This window comes from Gimesia alba (assembly GCF_007744675.1).
Classification (GTDB): domain Bacteria; phylum Planctomycetota; class Planctomycetia; order Planctomycetales; family Planctomycetaceae; genus Gimesia; species Gimesia alba.
The window spans coordinates 6119779-6145750 of sequence record NZ_CP036269.1; the positions used below are offsets into that span (position 1 = coordinate 6119779).

Consider the following 25972-nt stretch of genomic DNA (forward strand, 5'->3'; position numbering starts at 1 on the left):
TTGCATCGTCGTCAGTTTACTTTACTAGCACAGCGGCTGCTGTTTCAAACCGACGATTGTGATCGCCTTGGCGACTTCCCGTTCCTGCAATAAGCCTTCCAGGTTCGGCATGAAATCAACCGACATGAACCATTGCATCAAAACATCGAACATGGGCTCAATTGCTTCTTCTTGAATCCCAAATTCTTCTTTCATCGGCAGCGCTTCTTCTGGAGCCATATCCTGAAATTGACTAATCAGTAAAAAGTCGCCTTCATTAGACAGGTTCAAATGCAGATTGCGAATTTCCGATGAAAGGAAATGATCAACGGCGATGTGCACGTCCAACGGCCCCCCCTGCAGGTAACGACGTGCTTCATCCGGTTGTTCGTCGATAATGCGGGCCGCTGTTTCACAGACAGCATAAACCACACTCTCATCAACAAGGTCGCCTTCGACGTGCTCACTGGCCAGATGCTTGGCCCAGGTCACTGACAGCAGATCCAGTTGAACGTGCGGAGGCACGCTGCGTAAAAAAGGAACTTCGGTCAGAAAACCAAATGAATCAAATGGGTCGTCGCCTACCTGCTTCGCCAGAGCGATCCGCTCCAGAGTATCCATGAAAGCAATCCGGAATGCGATATAACTGAGAAACGTTTGAGGCAGAATGTCTTTGGAAATTGTAAGCATGTTAATAATCGCTTGGCAAAAGTTGTAGATCTCAGATGCTTCATGCAGTACTTAAAAAATGCCTTCAGGCACCGTCATGAAATCAGTTACACTTGGTAAGTGACAGGTATTACTTTGCCAGAGAGGTATCCCAAACACAATAAAAAAGTTTTGAAAATACTTCGAAAATTAGTGGATTGATTAAAGTGCATGACTCTCTGTCAGCACTGTAAAACAGGGCCTAAATTACTCACCGAAACATAGTTCGTGCAGATCACGTAATCGTCAGTCTGACTCTGATTGATACAACCGTTACATTTCGTCAAAATTCAGACCTGTTGTAAGCGTTATCGCAATTTTGAAACCATCAGTACGGATTCTGCGAGGTAGAGGCCGCTCATATTTAGGGTGGCGACACGTTCAGATATCACGAAATGTCCGAGCGACGACGGCAGTTTTCCACTCCCTGATCCAACTGCATAACATGAGTGGACCAATGGAATTGAGCCGTGATTTGCTCTAATTGATCACGCAAGACTGGATCGAGTGAGTCGGCCTGTAACGATTTTGAAAACTGGATGATTTTTGACACCAGCGAATCAGTGGAGCCGTCATAAAAACAATCCGTCACTTTTGAAAATATTTCTGGATACGCGAGGCGCGAAGGCAGAATGGGAATGCAGCCAGCGTCGACCGCTTCCAGAATGGAGATGCCGAAGAACTCATGCCAGGCTGTTGAAATCACCAGATCCGCCTGTTGCAGCGCCCGCAGGTAGTCGGAGCGTCGCTCCCGAAATCCCCAATGATCGATACGGTCTGGAAACGCGGCACGTAGCGCTTCAAAACAGTCAGGGATTTCAGGAGATGTCTGGCCGAGCACACTCAACCGAAAGGGAATCTCCTTCCGAGCCAACTCACCAATCGCTTCACAGAACTGGCGAGGGTTCTTGTCATACTCCCAGCGAGCCACCCACAGAATTTGAATTGGCCGTTCGCCCCGGCGTTCGACTTCAAACTCGGTCTGCTGAATCCCCGGCGGTACGACAGACGACTTCTGCTCGCAAGAAGAAAGCAGATCCAGCAGAGAATAATCGGGCATGCGTTTCAGGAAGTCGACAGAGGCCTGAAAGAATTCCCGCCGATGAAAGTCGGAATTAAACCAGATTTCATCGGCGGAAATCGCTGTTTTCAGATTAATAAAACCGTACGTCAGATCGCGGGTTTCATTTTCCGGAACCGGATACGTCCACTGATTTTCGTGGAAATAAACAATCCGGGGCAGTGCCGCGATTTCTGCTCGCACGAACCCCAGAAAGGTTGCCAGATCAAACATATCGGTAACAAACAAAACGTCCCAGCGCTGGCCCGCTTCAAAACGAGCCTCGACATCAGACGCCAGAGTCACAGCTGCATGCTGCATTCTCCATTTCCAATGTCGCGCCGGTAGAGAAAAAACACTGAATTCGTGACAACTATGCGAAATCCATTGCTCCAGGAATTCACGATGACTTCCGCCGTGATACGCATTGATTGCCAGAATTCGCATTAAACTTGACTCAGTTTGTCCTCTTCAATGTTGGTTTTGCCTGAAGCCAGATCGGACTCGAGCTCCTGTATTTTCAGGATGGCATCGTTAAATGTCTCCAGACAATGTTCCCTTCCCACTTTTTCGATCACACGCAAACGGGTCAAAGTCCGATCCACCTGAGGTCGTAACCCAGTGAAGAAGACCGTGGCCCCCTGTTTATGCGCTTTTTCGATAATATCATCGAGTAAATACGTTCCCGACATATCAGCCATCGGCACACGGGCCATGCGGATAATCAGATATTTATAATCGACCAATGCCGATGAAGCACGATAGATTGTATCAGAGACCCCAAAGAACAGAGGCCCTTCCAGACGTAATTTAAGAACTTTTTCTTTCAGTTCTTCCGGCATCGAAACGTCGGATGGTAACTTTCGATCCATCTCATTCAGACTCACGACATTCTGTTCGTAGGCCTGTCCCAGTTCCTGCACGATCCGAACGAAGGCAATCGTAATCCCCACGCCCATCGCCACCAGCAAGTCGACAGAAATGGTCAAAACCAACACGGCCCAGAAACAGATCGAATCCATAAAAGGCATGCGGTGCAAAACGGGCAAGACGCGGTAATCGATGATATCGATACCTACTTTAAGCAGAATCCCGGCCAGACAGGCCATCGGAATATAGCTCGCGTACGGCGCCAGTCCCAGCATCAATGCCAGCAGAACCAGACCATGCGTAATCGAAGCCAGACCGGTTTTACCACCACACTTGATATTCGCCACGGTTCGCATGGTGGCGGTCGCGGTTGTTACGCCACCCACAATTCCGCAACCCAGGTTGGCAATACCCTGCCCGAAGATTTCGCGGTCACTGTTATGTCGCTCGTTGGTCATATTATCTGCGACCAGACAGGTCAGCAGTGAATCGAAAATACAAAGCCCGGCCAAAGCGAAGGCACCCCCGACCATTTCACCAAAGCGAGTGAAATCAGGCCAGTACAGGTGAGGCATGCCAACAGGCATCGATCCGATATATTCAATATCTTTAAAACTGAAGAGATGCGCAATACTGGTACCAACAATCAGACCTAAAAGCGGTGCAGGCAACCATTGTTTCTTGGTCACACGGGGCCAGAGCAAAATCGTGAAGAATGTCGCCAGAGACACTATTAACGCATGGGGTTTCTCATGCATCACGTCATAGGGAATTTGCTTGATCGCGCCGACCACCGAGTTGGGCGTCGCGAATCCGAGCATTGGCGGAATTTCGAGCAGAATGATAATCACGCCGATCCCGCACATGAATCCTGACACCACTGAATAGGGCGTGTAATAAATAAACCGCCCGATTTTCATCAGCGCCAACACAATACAGACCAGACCACTCAAGAAGACCATCGACATGGCAAACACAATATCCGGTTCACCGCTTGCCAGCTTGGTAGCAGCGATAATCGCCGCTAACTGAACGACTTTCGGTCCGGTCGGACCACTCACCCCGGTATTGGAGCCTCCAAAGATCCCCACCAGAATACCACCACAGATGGCCGCCCACATCCCTGCTTCTGCCCCCAGCCCGGAAGCGACACCAAATGCCAGAGCCAGCGGCATGGCGATGACCGCAACCGTGATACCTGCGAGGATATCGTTCGGCACATTGGTATGCATAATTTTGATGTTATGCCAGGGGTTAAAATCGTTAAGATAACTCTTAAGGTTAAACTTGGGTTGATTCGAATCAATTTGAGACATGAACGAGATCCATTATATAATGTGCCTGAATAATAACTCTCAGGATGAATGAACGAGAAACAGCATTCTCGGGAGAGCTACGCGAATCACACACGGTGAACCAGTCGTTTCACCAATACCAATACACAGCATTGATCAATAACGGTGATTTGCGAGCGCAGCAAAAGATGAATACAAAAAGCAGGAGAATGCCGGAAAAAGACCGAGCATTAATTAGCAGGCGCGAGGCGGGCCGCGTGAAGCATGAATCTCATAGTGATCCGATTCTTTGACACTGAATTCAACGAAATGAATCAGCGAATTCGAGATCGAAACCCCACTCAGGAACGAAGCATCCTGAATTAAAGGCTCCTCTTCACCGCTCTCTTCAGTTTCTTCCAGCTCAAATTCAGAATAGAGCCAGTCAGGATTGGATTCCGCAGAATCCACTAGAACCGGTCCGGCCAATAGAAATACGATGTCCAGCAGAAACACTGTACAGAAAATGAACATCAGAGATTGGCGGGAGTACTGAAGCATATATAGATCGTATTTTATGTTTCTTACTTTGTCAATGACCCGTTTGTGAACTAACCTAGAATAAGGAAATGTCCAGAGAAATACCTGAGTGGTGAAAGGCCTAAGTACTTTCCAAGTCATTACTAAATCGTATTTTCCTTGTTCTCTGGTATTCACATTCAGTGATGTTCATGTGAGAATATAAACAACTTCTACAAAATGTGTCTTATATTAAAGCATGGTCTGATAGGAAAGAATTACCGCTTATAGCATTCTCGCTGTCGAACTTTGCTCGGCATTGATTCCTGCCTCACTGACTAACAAACTGATCACATTAAAAGATTAAACCAGGGCTCTACGTCCTGATTCCCGAAAGCTTGAGGGTCTGATGAATATTTTAAATCGTCAAAGTCGAACACGTTGTTCTTTGATTGTAGCAGTGATTCTCTGCAGCATGTTCCAATCGACGGATCGAGTTGCTGCCCAATCACTCAAAGAGGAATTATGTGATTGCTCGCCCGAATTGACACTCTTACTGAGAGTGAACGATGTCCGACGGACTGCCAAGCTGGTGACGAAAGCGGGCGGAAAGATTGTCTACGATCCCAACCTGGGTATTGGCAACGACATTCCTTTCCTGGTTGTAAATCTTCCTCCAAGCAAGCTGAACGATAAAAAATTCATTGATTCACTGAAACTTCCTTCCGGCGTGATGGAAGAAATTAAACCCGGTAAAATCACCCCTCAAGCAGCGCCCGAACCTGCCGCAGACGGAGCCAACGTAGTCGAACCTCAAGCAGCCCCTGAACCTGACTTTGATTCACTGTACGTTCCTCTGGATGACATCAAGGTTCCCGCACTCCGAAAACGAGTGGCCGGCAAAGGTCTCGGCGAAGGTACCATTGTCGCCATTATCGATACCGGCATCGATACCAGCCACCCCGTCTTTCAAGATCGTGTGATTTTCTGGAACGATGCCACACGCGAAGGACGAACACCATTAACCAAAGTCAGACAACGGGACGGGAAATTCGAACTGGAACATGGTAAGTTTATCACGCTTCCCGAAACGATTAAAGAAAACGAATATGTCTTCGCTGGTTATATCGACGAGAAAAAACTCGGCTTTCAACAAGGCGATATCTGGACCACACTCGGAAAAGAGGGTGTTGATATCAACCGCAATGGAACCAAGGACGACAAGCTGCTCGTCGTCGTCGGCTTAATTCCGAACCCGGTACTGAAAAAAGAAGAAGACAAGAAAAAAGCGGCCGCCGAGAAAAAAGCAAAAGATCCTGAAGCACCGCTGGAAGCCCAGAAGCCGAATCTGGAAATCCATGACTTACCCAAAGAATATACACTGGCTTTCGTCGATGTGGACATGGATGGAAAATTCAGCAAAGAAGAAGCGGACACACCAATCATCGACTTCAATACCGCTCGCAAGATGCAGAAAGACGGGCTGAAGGTTTCCTATCAAAACATGCTGGAATTTCCGTCACGCACCAAACGCATCGCGTACCCCTTGCTCTTCCGTCCGGATGCGAAAAAGCAGGTAAAGGAAATTACGGTCGCCTTCGATCAACAATCGCACGGAACCCACGTCGCGGGGATTGTTGCGGGAAGCGGACTGCAAATTGAAGGGGCAGCCCCGAAAGCCGAATTGATGGCCATTAAAGTCTGTTCGGGACGCAGCTGTACCGATCAGGCGATTCTGCGCGGCATTATCGCCGCGTTCTTCAACCCCGAAGGATACGTCCCAGACGTCGTAAATATTTCACTGGGCAGCCATGAAGGTTACCTCAAGCGTCCTTTAAGCATTCTGATTCAGGACCTGTCGGCGAAGTTTGGAACCACATTCTTTGTCTCTGCTTCGAACGACGGGCCCGGCTATCGCACCATTAACGGTCTGGCAGGATCAAGCCCGGCTGTCTTTGTCGGTGCACATGTCTCAGCTAATACTTTAAGAGAGCATTACCGTCTCGCCGAAGGAGTTCACGCTCCCGAGCACGGCCTGTTGTACTTTTCCTCACTCGGTCCTTCCTACACCGGAGAAATGCGTCCCAATGTGGTCGCCCCCGGTTCGGCACTCTCTTCGACACCATTAAATTCCGACGGGTCAAGCATGTTCAACGGAACCAGTATGTCGTCGCCGATTGCCGCTGGTGCCGCCGCCGCCATGTTATCACTGGTGAAAGCGGACAAAGACTATGCCGAAGTACTGGAACGGCAACAGAAGAAAATCGAAGCGATTCGCAAGAAATCGTCGGACAGCCGCTATTCACTGACTTCACTGGCACTCAGCATGCGGCTCGCGCTGGAAAATTCCGCGATGCGGATGACAGGCTTTACTTATGCCCAGCAGGGAGCCGGCCTGATCGACATCGACAAAGCCTACCCTGAGTTCATGCGACTGGCGAAATTAACGCTGGATCCGAAAAAACAGTCCGCTGAATTCAGCATCAACAACTATTCCAAATATAACCGTCTGTATGACCGTTCGAATAATATTGCCGCTCATAAAAAAGTAGACCTGGACCTGAATATCGATGGCGAAGTTTCTGACCGCGGCAGCCTGCTGCTGAAAAATACGCCTGCCATTATCAAACTGGAAAAAGTCGAAATTCAGGACAGTGATGGATCAGTCACGATTCTCGATGTGAACGGCAATAAAGAAAAAATTCCGTTTTCCATTGCGTTACCCGGTAAAGAAGAAGCACAGGGAAATGAAATTTCACTGGTGCTGTCCAACAGCAGTAAATCGTTCTTCTACAGCACGCGCAAACGCGATTTAATGGAAACCGGTAAAACGTATCTGGCTTATTACACCGTAACGCAGCATGGCGAACGGGAATTCAGCTTTCTGGACGTTGTTCACAAACCGATCGAATTATCGGACCTGGAAACAGAAGTCAGCCTGCCCGGTCTGGCATTACAGGACTCAGAACGCATCGCCGCGTTTGTCGTACCACAAAAAACGATCTCTGCCGGTGCCTACCACCGTTACCCGATTGCCGTCACCAGACGTGACAGCAGCCTGACGGTCATGCTTGGCTTTGTCGCCAATAGCTCCGGTCGTCTGCTGGTGAGTGTGTTTAATCCAGATGGTGAGGAAATTGGTTATCGTGTCATTCAACAGACATCACAGCTGGGAGGTGACCGTTCCAACGCCAGCCTGACCGTTTCTACAAAAGAAGAAGGTATCCACGAAGTCGTCGTCAGTACTTTTAGCGGAAACTGGCTCAATGAATCCAAATACGACCTGCTGATCGAAGCACAGCGTTTCCGTGCCTCGACGGATAAACTGGCACTCTCAACCGTTGATACCGGAAAAGAAGCTGAAAAGCTGATTACATTTTCCAATTCTTCTGGGCAGGTCAGAAGTATGTCGGCCAGTCTGGGTGGTCTCACGCGTGTTGTGCCACAGGATAATTTTCCGATCCTGGCCAACTACCGCACATTTCGAAAGCTGGATATTCCCGAATGGAGGCCGGAAAGTGGCGAAAGCCAGAAAACCAGTATTCGACTGACGTTTCCCCCCGATGATAAAAAATACGAAGGCTTCCGAGGCCGTATCGATCATCGCCTGTATAAAAAGGGTCCGGATGGGAAACTGGTGGAAGCATATAAAGGTTCGTTCTATGGACGCGGAAAATCATTCAACAATATCCCCCGCCCTGAACCTGGTAAACCTTATGAAACGCTGTACGCCGCCGTCGATACCTACTTTACCGTCCCCTATGATGAAGGCTTAAAACACAGTAAGGGGACGATCACATTAGACGCCTATTTCCCGGGAATCCCCGTGAAGATGGAAGGTTCCGTCGGACTCAGTATTCTGTCTGTCGGCAGACCCGATGTTTACATTCTGAAAATCAAAGGGCCTCAGAAACTGATCGATGCCTCTGCTGCGAAAACCAACAACACCAGTTCGTCGCAGGCAACTCTGGAAATCCCCACAAAAATCGGCGGTGTCTCTAAGATCAAAGTCACATTACCTGTGACGGTAACGCCTGATGTGAAATCCACGTTGTCCAAACAGTTAATTCGCTCGACACTCAGTATTTCGACGAGTGACTCCCGAGTTTCCAAATCGATCCCGATTGAAATTTCACAATAGTTCTGTGGACAACCGTGACACCGGCTAGGTAGTGTTTATTTATTAGTTTTGAAGAAGATTCCCAGGACCGCAACCTAACCCAGGTCGATTTTAACCGCGGCTAACGCCGTGCGGCTGATCTTGTTTTGGGTACTTTGCCAACTGGAATGACTTATTAGCCGAAGGGCGTTAGTCCCGGTTTCTCCCCATTTACAAAAACCAATTCGAATTAAGAAACGCTACCTGGAATAGAGATTGCCCAACATGGATCAGGCACCACGCATCGGATCTTCGAATACGATTTCATTCGAAGTGGAGAAAAGCCACTCGATTACGTTTTCACAGGAAGCAGAAATTTCTGTGCTTTCGACGCCGTCACTGATTTGGTTTCTGGAACAGGCTGCGTTACAATTCCTGGAACCGTGGCTTGATGACAAGTCCCTGAGTGTTGGCACGCATGTGGATGTGGAGCACTTGGCTCCCACTCGCGTCGGTGCTACCGTGAATTGTACCGCACGACTCATCTATCAGGATGGGCCCGTGTATCGATTCAGTGTTGAAGCATATACCGGGGATGAGAAAATCGCGAAAGGCCTACACTCCCGCCGCATCATTCAAGCCCGCCAGTTAATCAAACGGCTCCAGGCCGGATCGTAATCCATCTAACCAGAGCGACTCTCATTCGATGCGACTCGGGCTGGAGGGCTTCGGAGACGTTTTAGTAAACCTGGAGACAGGCCCAATCATCGAAACCTGAGTAGAAAGAAGAAACATGATTTTTGTCATCGCAGATATTGAGTTAGCCGAAGGAAAACAGGCCGCTTTTCTGGAAGCCTTTCACCAGCTGGTGCCTCAAGTTCTCGCCGAAGAAGGCTGTATTGAATACGGGCCTGCCATCGATGAAGATACCGACATCGCCGCACAAGTCAAAAATGGCAGCCAGATCGTGACCGTCATGGAAAAATGGGAAAGTGTCGATGCACTGAAAACACACCTCGTTGCACCACACATGACAACCTACCGGGAACAGGTCGCGGATCTGGTCAAAGGCACAACCATCAAGGTGCTGAAACCAGCTTAACCAGCTCGATTCCCATGCCAACTTATGGCTTGGGAGCTACCAGCGGGGCTTCGGTTTGCTCCGGTTCCGTCTGTCCGGTCGGTGCTTCTGCCTGAAGTGGAATCACCTCGCCCGTTAATTGATAGAGATAAAAGCGGATGAGCGGCCGGTAAGGTGTTTCCGGTTGTTCATCCATAATCTCTCGTAAAACGGCAATCGCCTGATCGGGTTGACCGGCTTCGATTTCACAGCGGGCCAGGTTCATTTTGAGCGGGGTTTGCTGCTGCGACAATCCATACAGATAGTTGGCGACGGAGGCCGTATGTTGCGCGGGCCAGAAACTGTTCGATGGTGGCTGAATCAATGGCAGTGACTGCAATACGCCGGCAATGCGTGCTTCTTCATACGATCTGAGTTCCTGACGCCACAGATCGAAGCTGCCTCGATAATTGCCATTTCCCAGATTCGTAAACGCAGCCTGCGAACGCCAGGGAATCCGCGGATCATTTTGTGCCAGCGCTTCCAATTGCGCCATCTGAGAGTCTGCTTCTTCCGAAAGTCCCACTTCCATCAGAACGGTGGCTTTCAAATTTTGCGCCAACGGATTTTTTGCAATGTAAACTGGATCATCCAGATAACGTTGTGCCAGTAGGACGTATCCATTCTGGTAAGCCTGACTTGCCAGCTGCATCAGGTCGGCACCATCGGACTGCTGCTTATCCAGCTCCTGTGTGATCTGATCGATTTGCGTTTTGAGTTTTCCCAGATGATCCGTATAAGCCCGCAATCGTGCCAGAGCATCGTCTTCCAGTTGCTCCTGATCTTCAACCATAGCCAGATAGGTTTGCAATTCACGATGAGCCAGATCCACCTTCCCCATATTGGAATAAAGATCAAACAGAAACAGATGCGTCGGCGCGTATTCCGGTTCGATAATTAAAGCCTGATGATAGGCATGCAGAATTTGAAAGTATCGCATCCGGTCAATTTGTAACGTCTGCCTCTGTTGATTTCGCGCCGTCGGCGGGATCATTAGCTGTGCTTCCAGAGCCGCCAGATAACCATAGGCACTCCCCAGAATGCGATAGGCTTCGGCACTGTTCGGATTCTCGACCAGACCACGATTGGCCAGTTGAATTGATAGAATCGCAAAGCAGGAGCCCAGTTCGTGATTATTTCCAGACTGGGACATCAGCCCCAGATAATGCCGCGCGGTCTGCACGTCGTTTTCCAGCGTTTCGGTTTGAGGCAGAAAATAGAGGCTGTAGAATGATTTGGGCCGCGCCCAGTCCGTCCGGATTTCCGGAAAGTCTTTTTGTTCTTGAAAGGCGCGTTTTCTGAAATCCAGTTGATGAGACGTCAGATAGGACTTTGTCTCTGCGTCATCCGTATCCGTTCGATAGAAGACAGCGGTCGCCGCATTCAAATCGGTCATTTGCCAGTCCGGCGTCATCAGTAAATCATAAAACGTCCGATAGTCCGGATTCATTCCCGACAAGCGTGGGATCACATGCGTGACCTGGTACTCATTAAACGTTTCTTTCCAGACATCGGGAATTCCGCTTCCCAGTTGATCTTCACGTTGCATCCGCAGAGCCCGTCGCGTTTTATCATGCAAATCGATCAGGCTCTCTTCTTCATTGCCGGCAAACAGTGAAAGCCGATGATCAACGAATGACTTCTGATCGAGCCAAATCAACAGATCCCCCTGGTCCAGAACAAAATGAAACGGGCGATCATCCAAAGAATCAGCCAGGGCACTCTGGTAACCTTCAATCGTACGAGTTAATGCGGGACTGAATCCCATACCCACTGCGTGCCGCGTTGCCCCTTGTCCCTGGAAGCGGCCACAGACAACAAGATAAGCCAGTGCAAAAAAGGTTAAAACCGTCAACGCCCGGCCGCCACGAGAGAACAAAAGCTCAGACGTCTCCACGCTGTAAGTCTGTCGAAAATTATCGCGATACCAGAGCTGAAAGTTCATATTGGCAAAAATCGCACAGATAACGCTGGTCAATACCAGTTCATGGCTGGCCATGATGGAGAGACCGCAAAATCCGAGAAAGACAAACAACTGCCCCCAGCTCATCTTCGCCTGATTAAGCACAAAACTGACAAAGGTCAGTAAAATCAAAATGAACGCAGCCACGGCATAATGATTCAATGAGTCCCAGAACACAGGCGATGTCATCGAGAAATAACCCAGTTCTTCCGGGCCTACTTTCCCGACAAACATGGACTGCATGACAGGATATTCAACCAGGTAATAATTCAAACCGGCGGTCAGTGAATGCCAGCCGGTCGGGTTCAGCAAGGTCGCAACCAGACTGCCTCCCAGCACCAGCCACAGTTCTTTATAGTCGGTGTCGTCATTCAATACAGACCGATCCATGAATGCAGCCACTGTCTCACCTAACGCATATAACAGCAGCAACACGATTCCCAGCGAAACCCGCGGATCAAAATTCGCCCAGACTAAGAACAGCGGCACCAGCATCCACAAGGCGCGGGTGGAATTATTTTCCTGCCAGGATTGCAGGCAACGCAGGGTGAGTACAAGTCCCAAAATGGTGATGATTTCCGGTGTCACCGTCAGTTGTGGAAAACAGGCGATCAAAGCCAGTACCGCCAGAATCGCCCCCCACCAGGTCGAAATCTCTCGCTGACAAAGATGGACGATCACATAAAACGTAATGCCCAGTAACAGAATTTTGAATAACGTCAGTCCCATCGCACCGAGCACGCCGTATACAGCTGCCAGCGATAAATCGAACAACCACGCATTATTCTGCCAGGGGCGATCGGCGGCGGTATAGGAAAACACATCCGTCGCAGGCGGCCAGAAACCATGGCTGCTCAGATACTGGCCCGTTTTGACATGCACCAGTGTTTGTGTTTCTGAAATGAATGTCGCAGCAAACAGACAGGCCAGTAGAATCGCAGCCCAGCGTAACATGAAGTCACCGCGAATCGCTTCATCTTCGACCAGTTCCGGCGTGAGTGGCTCCCACTCGGGAAGTCCCTCTTCGCTCGCCTGATTCTCCTGTTCGGCATCGGTTGAACCGGGAGTGGAATCCGGCTTTTTGTGCGACTCATCAGGAGTCAGATTTTGATCCGCTTGGGAATCATTTTGATCGGGAGCGTTCTCGTCAGGCAAATCGTTGTCTGGATGATCATTCACGGAAATTCTCAAAATCTGAAACAGGGTTGAAAAACAAAAGTGAACAGCACACCGAGACTTGTTAGGGCGGGTCAACACTCAGAGAGTTCTGTAAGCGCGGATTCCGCAAGTTCGTAGCGGCCAACAGTCGATTATACTACGTCCAGATCGCTCTGGAAACGCAACAATCAGCCCGAACACGGGCGAAAACCAGCAATCTTCAGCATCTCCCTAAGATCTCTTCTCCTCTGGGAATGGTTGTGTTTCACAAACTTTCCCTTCCCCTTTTACGAGATCTGATCAGACACCGTTTGTTCCAAATCGGCTTTTTTACCCAATCTTGTCTTTTCCAATCCAGGGGCGGAGAACTTCGGGAACCAGAATTGTGCCGTCTGCCTGCTGGTAATTCTCCAGAACCGCAATAATGGCCCGTGCAATCGAAACAGCCGTTCCATTCAGAGTATGCACGAATTCGGTTCCTTTCTGGCCGCTGGTCTTACAACGAGTCCCCAAGCGTCGAGACTGGTAATCCGTGCAGTTCGAAGCAGACGTGACTTCGCCATACGCGCCCCCTTCACCACGGCCGGGCATCCAGGCTTCCAGATCGTATTTCCGATAAGCGGGCGCCCCCAGATCGCCCGTGCAGGTATCAACCACACGGTAATGCAGGCCCAACCCCTGGAAGATCTCTTCTTCGATCCGCACGATTTCTTCGTGCATCGCATCGGAGGCGGCGTTAGTTGGTTCCGTGAAGGCAAACATTTCGACTTTGGTAAACTGATGCACGCGATAGATGCCACGCGTCGCTTTGCCGTGCGCGCCCGCTTCGGTGCGGAAACAGTGTGACAGACCGGCAATCTTGAGCGGCAGCGTTTCGCGGTCCATGATCTGATCTTTCATCGATCCGCCCAGCGTAATCTCGGCCGTCGCCACCAGACTCAAATCCGTATTCTCTACAGAATAAATCTGCGTCTCGTCTCCGCGGGGATTAAACCCGATTCCTTCCAGAATTTCTTTCTTGGCCAGGTCGGGAGTGCTGTGCAGAATGAAGCCTTCCTGCACCAGCTTCTGCATCGCATATTGACAGAGGGCCATCTCCAGCAGAACAGCTTCGTTCTTCAGATAATAAAACCCATGCCCGGCAACGCGGGTCCCTGCTTCAAAATCGATCAGGTCGTGCTTTTCAGCCAGCGCCACATGATCGAGGGGTTCGAAATCAAACGTCGGTTTTTCACCCGACATCCGCACGACGGTATTGGCTTTGTCTTCTTTCCCGACAGGCACATCCGGATGCGCCAGATTCGGCACACGGGCCTGTTCCTGTTTCAATTCGGCTTCGACTTCACGCAGCTCAATATCGAGGGCAGAAACCTGCTCGCGTAGTTCTTTTCCCTGTGCGATCAACGCCTGTTTCGCATCGTTGTCTGCAGCTTTGGGAATTTGAGAGGAAACCGACTTCTGTTCCTGCCGTACTTTGTCGCCTTGAACGATCAGTTCGCGACGACGCTGATCCAGTTTTGACAGTCGTGCCAGGTCTACTTCAATCCCACGATTGCGACAATTTTCAAGGATGGCGTCCTGATTCTCGCAAATGAACTGCAAATCCAACATAAGAAATCAACTACTCCGTGCAGTGTCTAGAGCGCGTCACATTTTACGATAGCGTGCCTCAATCTAATCGACTCGATCCAAATGGCCTGGGAGACGCTACAATAAAACTGGACACAGTCCAGAAATGGTTTAGAAACAATAATTCGGCTTCAATCCGAGCCCGCATCATATCCAATGACAATTTTAATGTCCAAGGGTAACGCTTTTTCGGATGAAAAAATGGATATTCCAGCCGGAATAGTGCAAATTTGCCTGTTACAGCGATTAAGGATCACTCGACTTTGCTGCCTCGTAGACGATTTGTCCATCCAACACCGTCAGCAAAGGCTTGATCTGCAGAATCTCATTCTCGGGACACGTCAGATAGTCCCGGTCCAGTACCACCAGATCGGCCAGTTTGCCCGGCTCCAGCGTCCCCTTCACCTTTTCTTCAAAGCTGATATACGCGGCATCAATCGTCATGCAACGCAGTGCCTGCTCGCGGGACAATTTCTGATGCGGGCCATAAACCTTCCCCTCAATATCACGCCGACTGACGGCAATATACAGCGCCAGAAACGGATTGAAGGCATTCATCGAATGATCGGGATCAAAGCCGTTCATATGGTCGCTGTTGATCGCCACCGGCACGCCGCCGTCCACAAAGGTCTTGAGTCCCATGAACCGGTTCACCCAGGAGGGGCCGTAAATCTGATTGATGGCATCGGCATCGCGATAGAACAGATAGGTCTGCGTATCATAACAGACACCGAGCGCCTTCGAACGTTTCACCGATTCCTCGGTCGGGAAGTACGCGTGCGTGATGCAGAATCGGCGTCCATCGACGGGCAGCCGTTGATTCACATCTTCCAGCGCGCTCAGAATTTCATTCACACTCCCATCGCCGGTCGCGTGACAACACATCTGCCAGCCCAGCTTCTGACCTGCTTCAAAGATTTCGGCCATCAACTCGCGCGAGTACGCCAGATCGCCCCGATAGTCGGCATCCTGCTGCAATACATAAAACTGACGACGCTTTTCGCCATACGGTTCGGAAAGCCGCGTGTTCCCCCAATGAATGCCGCCATCAACGGAAATTTTCAATGGGCCAACTCGTACCCAGTCGTCCCCGTCGCCGGTCACCAGTCCCAGCTTTTCCGTGAACTCTTTGACGGCGGTCGCACTGCGTAACTGCTGGCGAATTGTCATCGTCATCCGCACCGTCAATTCGTTCTGCGCTTTTAGCAACTCGTATTCACGGTATTCTTCGACTCCCGAACCTCGTTCGAGAATACTGGTTATCCCTACCGAATTATAAATGGCATGCAGTTTCTTCAACGCTTCACGGGTTGCTTCCGCCGGGACGGTTTCCCGCGGAATCAGTTTGCGAATCGCGCCGCTCCCCCCTTCCATCATCAGCGGCTTGCCACTGTCATCAAAGATGATCCGGGCGCCCGCCAGCTTATCCTTGTCACTCTTGATTCCCAATAATTCAAAGCCCCGTGTATTCAAAACATTCTTGCGAGCGATATTCATATAAACGGGATGTGTCGTGCAAGCCGCATCCAGCTCAGCGGGCGTCGGGCGGCGGCGTTCTTTCAAACGCGTAATATCCGTGCGCGGCACCGTGATCCAACGACCGGCGGGCACATCTTTCACCTTCTCACGAATCCAGGCCTGAATCTCGGCCACCGAATTCAATTCCTGATGCGGCTGAATCAATTCGCCACGCGCGGCCCGCAAGGCGTGCACATGAGATTCGATCAATCCCGGAATCACCGTTTTCCCATCCAGAGAAATCACCTTGGTCTGAGCCCCCTGATACGGCTTCATCTCCGCATTGCTGCCCACCGCCAGGATCTTGCCCTCGCGAATCGCAATCGCTTCCACAATCCGCGATTGATCGTCCAGCGTAATCACTTTCCCGTTTTGAAAAATCGTCGTTGCCGTCTCTGCGGAAAGCAGACTGACCATTGAGCAAAAAACGAGCAACGCAATCACAGATCGAAATAGATTATTGAGCGGGACAAACATGCTGACTCCAGTGGGATGATTCAGGTGGGCTAAAAGTGGAAAACGAAATCAGAACCGGCTTCTCCATGGACAAAGCGCACGTCCATCAACGTTCGCTGATCCATTCAGTCTACACAGTTCACCGGGCCGTCGGCAACAATCGCTGATAGATTTTCAGCGCTTTCCGGTACTCATTCACGCTCGCATCGTTCAAGATGCCCTGATTGCGTGCGATTTCTTCTTCCATGCGTAGAATCAGATACTGCACCGCCGCCCGCTTCGGTCTCACAGGTTGCCCCGGCACATCAAAATAGACCGGCGCCGTATGCGCAAACCGGGTGCGTCCGGTCTCCGCTTGAGTAAAACAACGGACGGCGACCCATGCGGAACCACTCAATTTCAATTTATGATCGATGGGAAAAATAAACGTGGTCCCCTCCCTCTGTTTTTCCAGCGGAATCGTCTCCACCACATCGCCGTTCACAATCACTTCAATTCGGGAAATCGGCTTCCAGTAGCGCGCGGTCCCTTGCAGATGGCATTCGTATTCTGCATCGCCGGATTTCTGATAGGTTTTGCCTACATCAGCCCCATTCACCTTGAGCGTCAACATCGGCCCCGTCGTGACGAAACTCCGTCCTGCATTGAGGCCCGCCATCCATTTTTCATAACTGAATCCGTCCGGCAGATGCACATACACGCGACCAAACCCGAGCGGCACCGGATGCACGCCCGACGCCGTTCCCGCGGTCGGCCGCATGCGATATCCGCAGTTCAACATCGTGTAATACATCTCAAAGCCAAACTGCATCCAGCCATTCTCGGTCAGCCCCTTTTCATCCCTCTCAAGATTGAGATACTCAGGGCGTGCTTTCCCAAAGAAATTCTTGAAGAAGAATTCCGTTCGCCAGAGATGATTGTTGCTTAATTCAAACAGATCCACGTCCATCACAGGCACCAGCATCATCGACCACGGCCACGAATGTTTATCCAGATCTAACAGTGCCCCCTGTTTGTGCGCCGCCTCAGCAATCGGCGCGACAGGCGGTGCTCCCAGCTCCAGCACCTGTTTCTGATTCAACACAAAGAAGGCCCCCAGTCCATGCCGTCGTTGGCCCACCTTCGTAATTTCATACTCGGTATTCAACGGATAATAAACGTGCGTCGGATCGACATACACGGGCGCCGCTTTGACCGCCGCCTGATCGGTATTCAAATCCCCGCGTGACGGCGGCTGATCGGCAATCGAAACCCAATTGGTCAGTGGTAATGCCACGTTCAAGTCTTCCGCCTGCATCACGTTCGGTAGTTCCTTCACCAGTCGATGCACGTGCGTGTCGCCCGAGTACCAGCCTTCCTCCGCCATATTCGACCAGCGTTTCAGCTTGAGGCGTACTTCGCGCGGCTGATCTCCCACGTCAACCGTCTGCATCCGCGGAATATATTCTTTCCCCCGAAACGCAGTCAGGCGATACTCTCCTGGCTGCAGCTCGACTTCAAACGGATGCGCCGACAGCGTCACATGCCGTTCGATGCTGATGGGGCTGCGCTGCTTATCATACGGAATCGCCGAGCCAGCTGCGTCGGCGCTTTTCGCATAGTAGGCAGTGCCGTCGGCTGCTTGAATCGACAGGCGCGCGGGAATGATCTTCCCGGTCAAAGAATCAACGATGGTCCCTTTCAAAACGGCAGCAGACACCGACTGAAAAGGGACAACAAACAGAGAAAGCAGCAGTGCGAGGCGGTACATGAAACGATTCTCCTGCGTTTGTAGAAAGGTCAGTCTTGAAACTCACCCTTTAGCCTACACACAGGAGAACGATTTCCATAGTCAAACAGCGTTTTTTGAGCGTGCTGTCTGGAGTCGCTTATTCAGGTTCAGGCAGAGGCAGCATTTCACCACGGAAGGGTTGCATGCTCTTGACCTGATAGCGGTCGTACTCATAACGTCGATAGCGGGGCGCTCGCATGCGTGGATCGCAGTGTTTGCCGCGATACATGTGGTACGAATACCGGGGCCAGGGATACGTGCTGCCATTAATCTGGCGTCCCTCGTACTCTTCTTCACACAACTCGCATTTGGAAAGAAAAAATCGGCCATTCGCGGCGTCTGCCCGCTGGACAGCCAGGCCGGATTGGAACATTCCCAATAAGATGGTCAGTGCAAACAGTTTGATCTGAAATCCCTTCATCGTACTCTCCATTCCCTTGTTCTGTGTGATGAGGTAAGAGAACCACACTTACCATTGTTCATCGGATCAGAACCGCTGCGGAAATGAGAGCCCAATGCCCCTGACCGGAATCCGCTGCAAATCGAATTCAGATTGTACGGGTTATGCCAGCTCTATCAGTTGTAAGCATCTCTCAGGCCAGCCCGCGGGCCTGTTTCTTAAAGGCAATGATGTCATCCAGGATCTCATCCAGCTTCACATGCGGCTTACGTCCCAATGTCGCCGTCAGACGCCCTAAATCGGGAACCCGTCGCTGAACATCCTCGAAGTCTTCATTGTATGCTTTGTTATAAGGCAGATACTCAATTTTCACGCCGGGATTCACCTTCTCGATAATCTTTTCCGCCAGCCCCCGGATTGAAACCGGCTCATCACTGCCGATGTTATAAACCTGACCTTGCGCTGCATCCAGATTCGTCAGATCGATCACGCAGTCCACGATCTCATTCACGTGCCCGAAACAGCGCACCTGAGAGCCGTCGTCAAACACCACAACCGGACCGCCGTCCAGTGCCTGATCAATAAAGCGGGGAATCACCATTCCATACTGCCCCACCTGACGCGGCCCGACCACATTAAAAAAGCGGCCGATGCGGACATCCAGACCATATTTCTGGTGATACGCGAGCGCCAGGAATTCATCAATGGCTTTCGACGCGCCATAGGCCCAACGAGGCCGGGTCGTGGGACCAAAGTGCAAGTCGTCCTCTTCGGTCCAGCGTTCTTTGGGGTTTTTCCCATAGACTTCACTGGTCGAGGCCAGGAAAAACTTATGCTCCCCCTGCACGGCGTGTCGCAGTAAGACTTCGGTCGGATAGATATTGGTTTCAATGGTTCGTACCGGGTTATCCGCAACCAGCTTCACGCCGACCGCCGCCGCCATATGATAAATCGTATCGACGCCCTGCACCATTTCCGCCATCAACACGGGATCGGTAATCGACCCGGTCCGAAAGGTGAAATGGGGATGATCCATAATCCCCGCCAGATTTTCAATAAACCCGGTCGAGAGGTCATCGACGGCAGTAACCTGTTGTCCCTGTTGAATTAATTGCTCGCAAAGATGGCTGCCAATAAAACCGGCACCACCGGTGACCAGGCAATGAGACATAAATCAAATCTTTCTCAAGAAAGGAAAAAACCGCAAAAATGCGAAATTCGGCCCAAAGTCAGCGAAGGCTTAAAACAGTTTACACGCAAGAGTTGCATTTCGCTACGAACCTGCCATAATACGTGCGTGTCATTCAAGATGATGCAAGAAAAATATCGGAATTACCGATGTTAATCAAAATTCCGGGCGATTAGCTCAGTTGGCTAGAGCATCTCGTTTACACCGAGAGGGTCGGGGGTTCGAGTCCCTCATCGCCCACTTACACGGTTTCCGTTCACCCCTGAAAAATAGTGTTTCACTAATTTTCAGGGGTTTTTCTTTGCGCTGTGTTCACTGCCTTACGGCGCGTTATAACTGAATACAACCCCGCTTTTTGCACTGCCCCTTTCGAAGTAATCATCTTTATTCAGAAGATTTTTTTGCGTCGTGACGAGGCTTGCTCTCCTAGCCATTTATTAATCAGATGTGAAGAATTCGTGGTGGTCAAAGTCTGTAGCAAGTCCTCTCAGGTTTTTGAAAAGTGTAGAAGATTTTATCGCGGTCTGTGTGTAGTTGTGATCGGAGTAGAATGAAATAAGCTGAGAGCCAAGTAACCAGGATACTTTCTTGACTAGTTTTCTAGGTTGGGCTTTTTTGCTTCAATGGAACCTCTTAACACATAGATCTGCTGATTAAGCGAATCAGTTGTTTTTTCAATCATCCAGGAATTGAAATCGAATCCTTCTACTGGTGGTTGTAGTTCACTGAGGGATTCTATCCAGTTTTCACCTTGCTGTGTCAAATCTGAACGTGTGTAATATCTTATTGGAATTTCCAGTTTGGGCTTTTCAACTAAATCAAGCGTACCTTTATAAAATTTCCCTTCCTCATTGAGAACCTTACTTACTATTACTCCATTCAAATTTGCATCGTACATATTTGCTCCCGACAGATCGGCTCCTTCCAAGTCAGCGAGATGATATGTTGAACTTCCCAAAACAGCATACCTAAGAGTAGCACCTATAAGTGATGCCTTAGTAAAATTAGCATAGTTTAAATATGCACCTGATAGATCGGCTTCGGTTAAGTCGGCATTGACCAGAATGGCACCATCCAATCTAGCTTTATACATGATTGCCTTTCTCAGATTCGTATTCTCTAATTGAGTTCCAACAAACTTTGCATCAACCAAATGCGCACCTGATAAATTTGCGTTACATAAACTCAATTCTAAGCCAGCTTTTTGCAATCTGCTTCTACTTAAGTCAAGTCCTTGGAGCAGAGCATAGCTTAAATCTAATTCTCGTTTAGCCTCTAGCTCTAATCGAATAAACTCAATGACGGCTTCTTGCCGAGATCGTAAATTTGCCTTTGGAATACCTGACCTCCCAATTGTTTTATAGCCAGAGTCCGTCAGCAATTTATTCTGAAGCGGTGGTTCAGCAAACTTTGTTTCATAGTTTGTTACATCATACTCTTCATAAAGAATTGCTATCAGTCGATTTCTATTAGCTCTCTTATCTTCATCCGATTGATCATCTAGTTGTTTTTGTATCTTATCATTTTGGTCGCGAAAATATTGATTCTGATCACTAATTAAGCGATTTTGATTATTCATTAAGAATGTCTGAAAAATCTGAAATGAAATTGGGATCAGAGCTATAAGTAAAGAGACAAAACCAACTCGTACAAAGCGTATGAATGCAGCTATAGCAAGTTCTATCCCCTCTGAAGCAGGAAATTGCTCACGTCGATTAGATTGCCACGATTCAACATTATTTTTAAATGCAGATCCAGCTTTGACTAAGTCTGAACCAAGTAGTTTCGTAACAGACCAGTTCAAAAAACCAAAGAAAATCCTTACTCTTTTTTTTGACCGTTCATTTCGAACTAAATGAGAATCAACTTTGTTCTTTAATTCTCGTACAACACCATCATTTCCGTACAAGAAATCAACTGAAACATCAGTGTCTGAAAGTGTGACTCCAGTTAGGTCCGCATTGGCCAAAAAGGCTTCATGATATTCAGATAACTTCAAATCGGCACCACCCAAATCCAACTGCACATCCGGATTCTCAGACCGCCATTTCTCTATGGCCCCTGCCCCTTGCTTAACGATTTTAACATGCTCAGGATTCGCCACAGCCCACCTCCACGTCAGAATACAATAAGACAAACTTCTCAGATATATTCTGACAGTATATACAGTATTGCACAAATCACCCCACCCACTGAAACTTCAACAATTTCCCCCGTCGCGCAGCAATCTTGCAATACTCTCGGACGCCTCAAAACCGATAGCCCCCTGACAAAACCAGACTGCACACAAATAAGCAGCGCTTTCCTGAAATTGTCGCTTTTCTAGTTGTTTTTCAAAAATTCTGAATTCTTTTCAGATTCTGTGTCCAATTTGCTGGTCTCGAGGGAAGTATACTATGAGCCATGAATGAACTGCCCCCACAGCCAGCCTCGGAACCTGCGGATCAGCAGGAATTCTTGCGGGTTTTTCTTGCCAACGAGCGGGAGATCCAGAGGTATGTGGCTGCGCTCATTCCGGCGCGGGCCGATGCGCAGGAGATTGTGCAGCAGACGGCGATTTTACTTTGGGAAAAGTTCGACAAGTACGATCGGTCTCGACCGTTTGCACCGTGGGCCTGTCGGTTTGCTTTGAATGTGTCCCGGCAGTGGCCTGCGCGGCGTGCCATGCGAAGCTCGACCCGCCGGGCTTCGCACTGGAGTCATTCGATGTGATCGGCGGCCAACGCTCGCGATACCGCTCTATTGGTGCAGGCGATCGGGCGCCGCGAGGCAGCACGACCCCGAGTGAGGTGTCGGCATGGATCGATCCCACCAAAACCAGTCTCGAAGCACTGATAGAGGCCCTGACCCAGAAAAATGTACCTCTCCCTTAATATAAAAGAGAAAGATCCCGTTTCTATTCTGAAAACAGTTGTTTCTTTTCTGATCACATCTTCTCCTGCCCCGATTTCGTTTTTTTTCACTCGCCCTTTGCATCTAAACATTCCCATAGTGTATACTAATTTACTCACAGTCTGATGCCATTACTCCAGGCAAACCCAATCAAATCAGCCTATCTAGTCCCCGGGAGGATCCGATGCTCGGTACGTGCAATCAGTGGTTCTGGTCTTTGAAACAATATCGCACAGCTCTGATTCTGTTTCTTGTGCTCGGCGTTATTCCAGCGAACTCGGTATTTTCCCAGACGACTGCCGCGGAAGCGAATCAACTCGCTCTCGCGCCGGACGAAGCAAAGCCAAAGACAGCAAACCTGGACGAAGGAAAGTCTCAACCAGACCGCCCGCCCGAAGTCAAAATCCTGAGTACTATCGAAGACGGCGGCGGTTATGGACAAGAGTTGCACCGTGTGACGATTACCGGCATCGCCCGCAACGCGGCCGGCGATCCGATCAAAGACGCCGACATTTACATTTCCAATTATGCCATGATCACGCCGGGCGATTTCGAACGGCTGCGCGGCCATACGAAGAGCGACGAATTTGGTTTTTTTGAATTCAAGGACATTCAACTCATCGTCGCACGCCAAAGGCCCAACCCCATCCCTAAGCCAGCGGAAGGAAAATTTATTGTTTTCGGAACCCAAAAGGGCTACGGATTCACCTGGCATGAAAGCCGCGTGTATCGTCCCGACACACGACCACAAGGCACTGAGAACGGCGACAGAAATGAACAAGTCACTGCGCGGGCTTTCTATCTGAATGAACCGATCGTCGTCGATCTGATCTTCGAACGCCCAGCCAAACTCAAAGGTCGTATCACCGACAAACAGGGACAGCCCCTGGCTAATGCGAAAGTGCAACTTGGTCTGGTTGACAATCTGCGCAATCGGAACCGGTGGGGATCCTGGTCCTGTCGTTTTCTGGGAAATGAGAACCATCCCGTTGACGAGCCCATTCCTTTTGATGGAATTCTCACACTGCCCGCGGAATTCCGTGAAACACGGACCGACAAAAATGGCGAATACGAATTCACGCAACTCCGTCGTGATACCAGCTATCTGTCCAATATCGATCCCGGCCCCACGTTTGATCCCTGGCAATTCAGACTGGCCACAACCACAAAAAACAAAGCCCGGAGAGACATGATCGCCGTCGGCTATGAGGGAGAACTCAATCACGAGTTTGAATCGCCCCGCAGAGTGTCAGTGCATGTACTCCAGGAAAAATCAAACCAGCCCGTCGCGAATGTGCAACTCACCGCCCACCCGGTAGGACAGATTCGCCGCGCCGGCATACAGGCGCGTTCGGACAGTCAGGGAAATGCGAATTTGCAACTACTGCCCGGCGAATATAGGTTAATTGCCGAGCCGGCCCCCGATCAGCCGTTTTACTTTCAGAGTGAGCAATTCATTATCTCAGATCAATCGGAGGCAGTTCAACATACGGTCAAACTGAGACCAGCGGCGATTGTCATTTTGAAAGCGGTGAATGCAGAAACAGGCGAACCGATTCCCGGCGTGCGTTTCAACTATGAAACGCATGACTCCAGCGAGCAACTGCCGGTCTCGACTCAGTCGGTGTTTGTGGATTACCCGGCCACCAACGCAGCAGGAGAGATCCAGGCATTCATGGTGCCTGGCATGCGCCGGTTTGTGGTGACGGAACCGCTCGCACTGGCGCAGGCAGACGGCAGTCGAGGCGAACGCGTCAAACTCACCGCAGGCGAATTGACGGAAGTCGTATTTGAACTGGCGCAGCCCCAGTTTCTCCCTTCGCATCTTGCCGACCAGGATCCTAAACCAAATCCGAATTCGATCTATCCTACAGATCTGCAACTCAAATGGCACAAGCAGTCAGAGCTACTCCGCCACTCTCACCTGCGCGTGAACATGGATATGATTCTAGTTTCGCGGCAGCCGGTTGATACAGATGCGCTGCTAAAAGACTTAAGATCCCTCGATCCTTATCAACTGCCGGATGTTGATCAACTACTCAAAAAATATCAGGTAGAGAACCCTTTTCGAAGCAGGACAATTCTGACCTCTTCCGGTAAGCTGCGCAGTGAAATGCGTTATAGTCAAGCGGAGAAGCGTCAATTTGATTGGGAAGATAATTCGCGACTCCCCGACTCAGCCACATTCACTGACCAGTGGGATACGCTTAACTACAGTACCGCCAACAACCAGGCCTCCGTGTATCGGAGAGGTGGAAACGGAGGGTTTCTGCATATTGCTTCACCGGACGAATTCAGTGACTGGCCTTCCCTGCCCACCCGGCGTCCCTCTTCTTCCAAAAGCAAGAAGCCAGAAGTCAATATTCGCCAGGCAGGACAACGAACCATCTATGAGGGACAGACTGAAAAGTATTCCCATCGACGTGTGATTGACCGGGAAACCGGTTTTATCTTTGAAAATTTTGCCGAATATTCTAAATATGGAGTCCAACGAGTCTCTCTGTTTTTCGCCCCGCAAACACACGCAAACGGCCTGATCCTGCCTAGGCTCTATATCAGTTGGAATCTCAGAAAAGACAAATTAAGTCTGCTGAAAATATACGAGATCAAACAAGTCGAAGTCTTCAAGCAACTACCCGCGGATGCGTTTGCCATTCCGTTGCCATCGGGTGCCATGATTGTCGACTCCCGCCACATTCCAGCGCGTGCTTCCCGAACGGGCCCCGTCCGTCCCTTCCAAACTACAATGCGTGGCCCGATCAGCGATTTTGCCGCGTATCTGCAACGTCATCCCCGCCACAGCCATCAAGTAGAGCAAAAAATTCACTACGGCAGACGGGCTCCCGAGATCAAACCCGCCAAATGGGTCACGAGCAAAGGGGAATCGGAACATCCGGATTTGAAGGGCAAAGTCGTGCTCATCGAATTCTGGGGCACTCGGTGCGGTCCCTGCATCGGACAACTCCCCGAAGTCAGGACCGCAGCCCGCTATTATGCCGACCAACCGTTTGTATTGATCGGCATGCACGACAGTCATATCAGCGTCTCAAATTTGCAGAAATTTGCGAAGAAGGAGAACCTGGAATATCAACTCGCGATCGACCGGCCTGCGACCAAGAAAGGCTGGTTTGGTCAGACCATGCAGAACTTCGGCATCCGCGGCATTCCCCAGGCAGCCGTCATCGATCAACAGGGAAAAGTCGCCTTTGTCGGTGACTTCAAAGAAGCATTACGCACCGTCGATCGCTTGCTGAAACCAGCGCCTGAAAAATAGCTTTGAAATCCGGATTAAATCGCTCAGTTCCGATGCGGCTCCTGTCTTGAGACGATGGGCTCCCGCCTCAACACAGGCATTGCGCCCACTGTT

Annotated in this window: 17 protein-coding genes and 1 tRNA gene; 7 read left to right on the forward strand and 11 right to left on the reverse strand. The window is 50.0% G+C overall.

Annotated features, from left to right (window positions below; translation table 11 throughout):
- Positions 1-24: 24 nt before the first annotated feature.
- From Pan241w_RS22665 to Pan241w_RS22680, 4 genes are all read right to left on the reverse strand, one after another.
- The gene (locus Pan241w_RS22665) at positions 25-669 is read right to left on the reverse strand and encodes a hypothetical protein (RefSeq protein ID WP_145220234.1); all 645 of its coding nucleotides are present in this window, start codon (positions 667-669) and stop codon (positions 25-27) included.
- A gap of 406 nt (positions 670-1075) precedes the next feature.
- A complete protein-coding gene (locus tag Pan241w_RS22670; protein WP_145220236.1) occupies positions 1076-2194 on the reverse strand; it encodes a tRNA-queuosine alpha-mannosyltransferase domain-containing protein in 1119 nt (372 codons plus the stop codon).
- Positions 2194-3933 carry a SulP family inorganic anion transporter gene (locus tag Pan241w_RS22675; protein ID WP_145220238.1) on the reverse strand — a complete coding sequence of 580 codons (1740 nt, stop codon included), beginning with the start codon at positions 3931-3933 and terminating at the stop codon, positions 2194-2196. Before Pan241w_RS22675 ends, Pan241w_RS22670 begins: the two co-directional genes overlap by 1 nt.
- Before the next feature lie 213 nt (positions 3934-4146).
- Positions 4147-4452, reverse strand: coding sequence for a hypothetical protein (locus Pan241w_RS22680; RefSeq protein WP_232107241.1), 306 nt, complete (start codon positions 4450-4452; stop codon positions 4147-4149).
- A 367-nt stretch (positions 4453-4819) separates the two neighbouring features.
- Between Pan241w_RS22680 and Pan241w_RS22685 the strand changes: the two genes are divergently transcribed.
- The 3 genes from Pan241w_RS22685 to Pan241w_RS22695 all read left to right on the forward strand — a co-directional run bounded on the left by Pan241w_RS22685 (position 4820) and on the right by Pan241w_RS22695 (position 9611).
- Positions 4820-8551, forward strand: coding sequence for a S8 family serine peptidase (locus tag Pan241w_RS22685; RefSeq protein ID WP_145220242.1), 3732 nt, complete (start codon positions 4820-4822; stop codon positions 8549-8551).
- Between the two features lie 243 nt (positions 8552-8794).
- Entirely contained in the window at positions 8795-9187 is a 393-nt protein-coding gene (locus tag Pan241w_RS22690) for a thioesterase family protein (protein ID WP_145220244.1), read from the forward strand.
- Between the two features lie 115 nt (positions 9188-9302).
- A complete protein-coding gene (locus Pan241w_RS22695) occupies positions 9303-9611 on the forward strand; it encodes a putative quinol monooxygenase (protein ID WP_145220246.1) in 309 nt (102 codons plus the stop codon).
- 22 nt (positions 9612-9633) lie between these two features.
- Here the strand turns inward: Pan241w_RS22695 and Pan241w_RS22700 are convergent, their stop codons facing one another.
- The 6 genes from Pan241w_RS22700 to Pan241w_RS22725 form a co-directional block, all read right to left on the reverse strand.
- Complete coding sequence (locus Pan241w_RS22700) at positions 9634-12771, reverse strand: tetratricopeptide repeat protein (protein WP_145220248.1); 3138 nt, start codon at positions 12769-12771, stop codon at positions 9634-9636.
- Between the two features lie 309 nt (positions 12772-13080).
- Positions 13081-14361, reverse strand: coding sequence for a serine--tRNA ligase (gene serS / locus Pan241w_RS22705; RefSeq protein WP_145220250.1), 1281 nt, complete (start codon positions 14359-14361; stop codon positions 13081-13083).
- A 264-nt stretch (positions 14362-14625) separates the two neighbouring features.
- Complete coding sequence (locus tag Pan241w_RS22710) at positions 14626-16374, reverse strand: amidohydrolase (RefSeq protein ID WP_145220252.1); 1749 nt, start codon at positions 16372-16374, stop codon at positions 14626-14628.
- A 118-nt stretch (positions 16375-16492) separates the two neighbouring features.
- Positions 16493-18103: a CehA/McbA family metallohydrolase gene (locus Pan241w_RS22715; protein ID WP_145220254.1), complete on the reverse strand. Its 1611-nt coding sequence runs from the start codon at positions 18101-18103 to the stop codon at positions 16493-16495.
- 118 nt (positions 18104-18221) lie between these two features.
- Entirely contained in the window at positions 18222-18545 is a 324-nt protein-coding gene (locus tag Pan241w_RS22720; protein ID WP_145220256.1) for a hypothetical protein, read from the reverse strand.
- A gap of 172 nt (positions 18546-18717) precedes the next feature.
- Positions 18718-19695 carry an NAD-dependent epimerase/dehydratase family protein gene (locus tag Pan241w_RS22725; protein WP_145220258.1) on the reverse strand — a complete coding sequence of 326 codons (978 nt, stop codon included), beginning with the start codon at positions 19693-19695 and terminating at the stop codon, positions 18718-18720.
- 184 nt (positions 19696-19879) lie between these two features.
- On the opposite strand from Pan241w_RS22725, the gene Pan241w_RS22730 reads away from it, so the two are divergent.
- Positions 19880-19953: transfer RNA gene (locus Pan241w_RS22730), tRNA-Val, on the forward strand.
- Positions 19954-20305: 352 nt separating this feature from the next.
- On the opposite strand, the gene Pan241w_RS22735 is transcribed toward Pan241w_RS22730, so the two are convergent.
- The gene (locus tag Pan241w_RS22735) at positions 20306-21817 is read right to left on the reverse strand and encodes a pentapeptide repeat-containing protein (RefSeq protein WP_145220260.1); all 1512 of its coding nucleotides are present in this window, start codon (positions 21815-21817) and stop codon (positions 20306-20308) included.
- A 299-nt stretch (positions 21818-22116) separates the two neighbouring features.
- On the opposite strand from Pan241w_RS22735, the gene Pan241w_RS29815 reads away from it, so the two are divergent.
- The 3 genes from Pan241w_RS29815 (at position 22117) to Pan241w_RS22750 (ending at position 25879) form a co-directional block, all read left to right on the forward strand.
- On the forward strand, positions 22117-22425 hold the full coding sequence (locus tag Pan241w_RS29815) for a sigma factor (RefSeq protein WP_145220262.1): 309 nt from the start codon (positions 22117-22119) through the stop codon (positions 22423-22425).
- Entirely contained in the window at positions 22359-22586 is a 228-nt protein-coding gene (locus Pan241w_RS29485; protein ID WP_232107242.1) for a DUF1588 domain-containing protein, read from the forward strand. Before Pan241w_RS29815 ends, Pan241w_RS29485 begins: the two co-directional genes overlap by 67 nt.
- Before the next feature lie 203 nt (positions 22587-22789).
- Positions 22790-25879 (forward strand): redoxin family protein, encoded by a 3090-nt coding sequence (locus tag Pan241w_RS22750; RefSeq protein WP_145220264.1) that lies wholly within the window; start codon positions 22790-22792, stop codon positions 25877-25879.
- The last annotated feature ends 93 nt before the right edge of the window (positions 25880-25972 follow it).